The following is a 3838-nucleotide window of genomic DNA, read 5'->3' on the forward strand; positions in this document are numbered from 1 at the left end:
CTGCGAAACCTAGATTTAATCATGGGGTGTGAACGACGTGTGGTTTACGATTTCGTCAATGTGCTCAATGGCGAAGCCACGCTTAACCAAGCGCTAATCAAAGATAAACGCAATGACAACTTGTTTATTCTCCCCGCTTCACAAACACGAGATAAAGACGCACTGACCAAAGAAGGGGTGCAACGTATTTTAAATGAACTCAATGAAATGGGCTTTGAGTTTGTTATTTGTGATTCACCCGCAGGGATCGAACAAGGGGCATTAATGGCGCTGTATTATGCTGATGAGGCCATTGTCACCACCAACCCTGAAGTCTCTTCCGTCCGTGATTCTGACCGCATTTTAGGCATTCTGGATTCGAAGTCATTACGGGCAGAGCAAGGGCTTGAACCCGTGAAACAGCACCTGCTGCTCACGCGCTATAATCCAACCCGTGTTAGTCAGGGGGAAATGCTCAGTGTCGAAGATGTAGAAGAAATTCTACACGTTCCTTTACTCGGGGTGATCCCAGAAAGCCAAGCTGTATTAAATGCTTCAAATAAGGGGATTCCCGTTATTTTTGATGAGCAATCTGATGCTGGCCAAGCGTACGATGATACGGTTGAACGACTGCTCGGGCAGGAAATTGAGTTCCGTTTTTTAACTGAGCCAAAGAAAGGCATCTTTAAACGACTTTTTGGAGGCTAACCCTATGTCATTACTTGAATTTTTCCGCCCACAGAAAAAAAATTCAGCAAGTTTAGCCAAGGAACGCTTGCAGATCATTGTCGCTGAGCGTCGCAGTCAAAGCGATCCAGCCCCAACCTATTTGCCCCAGCTTAAAGAAGATATCTTGAAGGTGATCGCTAAGTATGTGGCGATTGATCCTGACATGGTTGAACTTTCCTTTGAGCACAAAGGCGATGATATTTCTGTGCTGGAGTTAAACGTTAAATTGCCCGATGAAGAAAAATAATCGCCAGCCGATCATTCCCGCCTAGGCGGGAATGATCGAAGTGGTCACTTTATCAAGTTATTTAATCGCTCACCGAGTAGCGGTAAACGCCAACCCTGCATCAGCTCAGGGAGGCATTCTTGATCTCGGCCTTTATTCCAAACCCAATTCACTAACTGATTTAGCTGCTTTTTGGAGGCTAAAAATTCCGTTGATAAGCCGGATGTTTGCGAGACCCCTTTCACTTCATCTTTGAGCTTCTTAAACAGTTGCTTATAGCCGAGATGATCCATCAAAGGCACGATTAATGCTGGATAGTGTTGCGCAGGAATTTGCTTTGCCTCTTTTACTATCAGTGAAATTTTCGCTCCATGACGACGAATAACATGAGGGTCAATGCCTTCCTCTTCCATCCGTTTCGGCGAGTGGAGAGCTAAACGAGCAATGGTTAATAAGTCATGCTCTCGAATCACAAAGTTAAGCGCTAAATCTCGCTTCATGGCTTCTTGATAACGCCATGTGGCTAAGGGTTTTAAAATCGCTAATGCTGGTCGATTAAGCTGCCATGCTCCTTTAATATCAAGATAAACATTCTCTGGGTCAGTCACCCGGGTTCTTTTCTCAATTTGCAGTAACGATTCTTGCTGTGCCGCATCCCACCACCCCATTTGACGAACTTTGGTCAGTAATTGCTCATACATAGGTAATAGATAAAAAACATCTGCAGCAGCATAGTCGAGCTGCTTTTGTGACAATGGCCGTGCCAGCCAATCGGTACGTGATTCACTTTTGTCTAATGTGACCGTTAATAAATCTTGCACCAAAGCAGCAAAACCGGTGGAAAGCCCATAACCGGTAAACGCGGCCATTAATTGCGTGTCAACCATAGGAAAAGGGACGCACCCAAAACGGTGTTGGAATACTTCCAGATCTTCACCACAAGCATGCAGTACTTTAAGTACTGAAACATCTTGCAATAGTGCCATGAAAGGGCTCATATCTTCGATAGCCAGTGGGTCAATCAACGCCAGTGTTTCACCATCAAATAACTGAATCAGGCCAAGTTGTGGGTAAAAAGTACGAGTCCGCACAAACTCGGTATCCAGCATTACTACATCCGATTGACGAGCGAGTGTACAAATTCGTTGTAGTTCATTAAATTGGTTAATAATTTGATAATTCACAAATGGCTCACTTTGCCTTGGTTGATTAAGAGTCGATGAGGTTAAAAAGAACAATGCCGACAAGTTGAGTCGGCATTGTAACACTATAAATGGTGATCACTGAGCAACAGAACTAAGCACTTTTTGCCTTTTCTGCTTGTTGTGCATCATTTTCTTCACGCAATACGCGGCGTAAAATTTTACCGACATTGGTTTTTGGTAGTTCTTCACGGAACTCAATCAATTTAGGTACTTTATACCCCGTTAGGTGCTTACGGCAATGAGCAATCACCTCTTCTTTGGTCAAACTTGGATCGCGTTTGACGATATAGATTTTCACTACTTCGCCTGAAACCTCATGAGGTTGACCAATCGCTGCCACTTCAAGCACTTTGCCGTGTAACGCAACCACATCTTCAATTTCATTTGGATAAACGTTGAAACCGGAGACAAGAATCATGTCTTTTTTACGATCAACAATATAGACCATGCCTTGTTCATCGAATTTGACAATATCACCAGTGGATAACCATCCCTCTTCATCAATCACTTCTTTGGTGGCTTCTGGGCGTTGCCAGTATCCCTGCATCACTTGAGGGCCACGAACTTGTAGCTCACCCGTTTGATCATATCCCAACACCTGCCCTTCATCGTCGACAATTCGAACTTCAGTCGACGGTACAGGCAAACCAATCGCCCCCGAATAATCGGAAAGATCATAAGGGTTGCCTGTCACTAAAGGAGAGCATTCGGTCAAACCATAGCCTTCTAATAAATGGATTCCGGTGATCTTTTTCCATTTTTCAGCGACCGCACGTTGTACAGCCATACCACCACCGACCGACAGTTTGAGATGGCTAAAGTCGAGTTCATGAAAGTCTTCATTATTCACTAGGGCATTGAATAACGTGTTCACCCCGGTGAGTGCAGTGAATGAGTATTTTTGTAGCTCTTTTACAAATCCGGGGATATCTCGTGGATTGGTGATCAATAAATTGCTCCCGCCCATTTCAATGAACAGCAACAGGTTAACGGTTAACGCAAACACGTGATAGAGCGGTAACGCCGTTACCACAAGCTCTCGTCCTTCACGCAATACTGGCCCGTAAGCACCTTTAGCTTGTAATACGTTAGCAATCATATTGCGGTGCGTTAAAATAGCTCCTTTCGCAACGCCTGTCGTCCCCCCCGTGTATTGTAAGAAGGCGATATCTTCTCCTGACATGAAGGGTTTGACATACTGTAAACGTCGCCCTTTACGCAGTGCTTTACGCATAGAAATGGCACCCGGTAGATCATATTTAGGAACCATGCCTTTCACGTACTTAACCACAAAATCGACTAAAGTACCTTTTGCTCGCGGCAGCATTTGCCCAAGGCTCGTTAAGACCACGTGCTTAACTTGGGTATTGTCGACAATTTGTTCTAACGTATTGGCGAAATTAGACACAATAACAATTGTACCAACATCAGCATCATTGAGTTGGTGTTCTAATTCACGAGGGGTATACAGTGGATTGACGTTCACGGCAATCATACCCGCACGCAGAATCCCAAAGAGTGCCACAGGATATTGCAATAAATTGGGCATCATCAGAGCGACTCGATCGCCTTTTTTTAACTTAAGCTCATTTTGTAAATAGGCAGCAAACGCTCGACTGCGTTCTTCCAACTTACGAAATGTCATCACTGAGCCCATATTCATAAAAGCAGGCTGATCCGCATACTTGTGTACTGACTG

General features: G+C 44.4%; 4 protein-coding genes. 2 read left to right on the forward strand and 2 right to left on the reverse strand.

Annotated features, from left to right (window positions below; all coding sequences use genetic code 11):
- Both minD and minE read left to right on the forward strand, forming a co-directional pair.
- Nucleotides 1-687: septum site-determining protein MinD (gene minD / locus B7C60_RS09385; protein WP_245869113.1), on the forward strand; the 687-nt coding region annotated here is incomplete at its 5' end.
- 4 nt (nucleotides 688-691) lie between these two features.
- On the forward strand, nucleotides 692-955 hold the full coding sequence (gene minE / locus B7C60_RS09390) for a cell division topological specificity factor MinE (protein ID WP_099611424.1): 264 nt from the start codon (nucleotides 692-694) through the stop codon (nucleotides 953-955).
- Between the two features lie 44 nt (nucleotides 956-999).
- Here minE and rnd read toward each other — a convergent pair whose 3' ends face one another.
- Complete coding sequence (gene rnd / locus B7C60_RS09395; protein WP_099611425.1) at nucleotides 1000-2118, reverse strand: ribonuclease D; 1119 nt, start codon at nucleotides 2116-2118, stop codon at nucleotides 1000-1002.
- 112 nt (nucleotides 2119-2230) lie between these two features.
- Nucleotides 2231-3838, reverse strand: a 1608-nt coding sequence (fadD, locus tag B7C60_RS09400) for a long-chain-fatty-acid--CoA ligase FadD (protein ID WP_245869116.1), incomplete at its 5' end; no start/stop codon positions are given.

The sequence above is a fragment of the Vibrio fujianensis genome (assembly GCF_002749895.1).
GTDB lineage: Bacteria > Pseudomonadota > Gammaproteobacteria > Enterobacterales > Vibrionaceae > Vibrio > Vibrio fujianensis.

Coding starts and splice junctions, on each gene's coding strand:
- minE (WP_099611424.1), top strand. CDS start 692: ATGTCATTACTTGAATTTTTCCGCCCACAGAAAAAAAATTCAGCAAGT.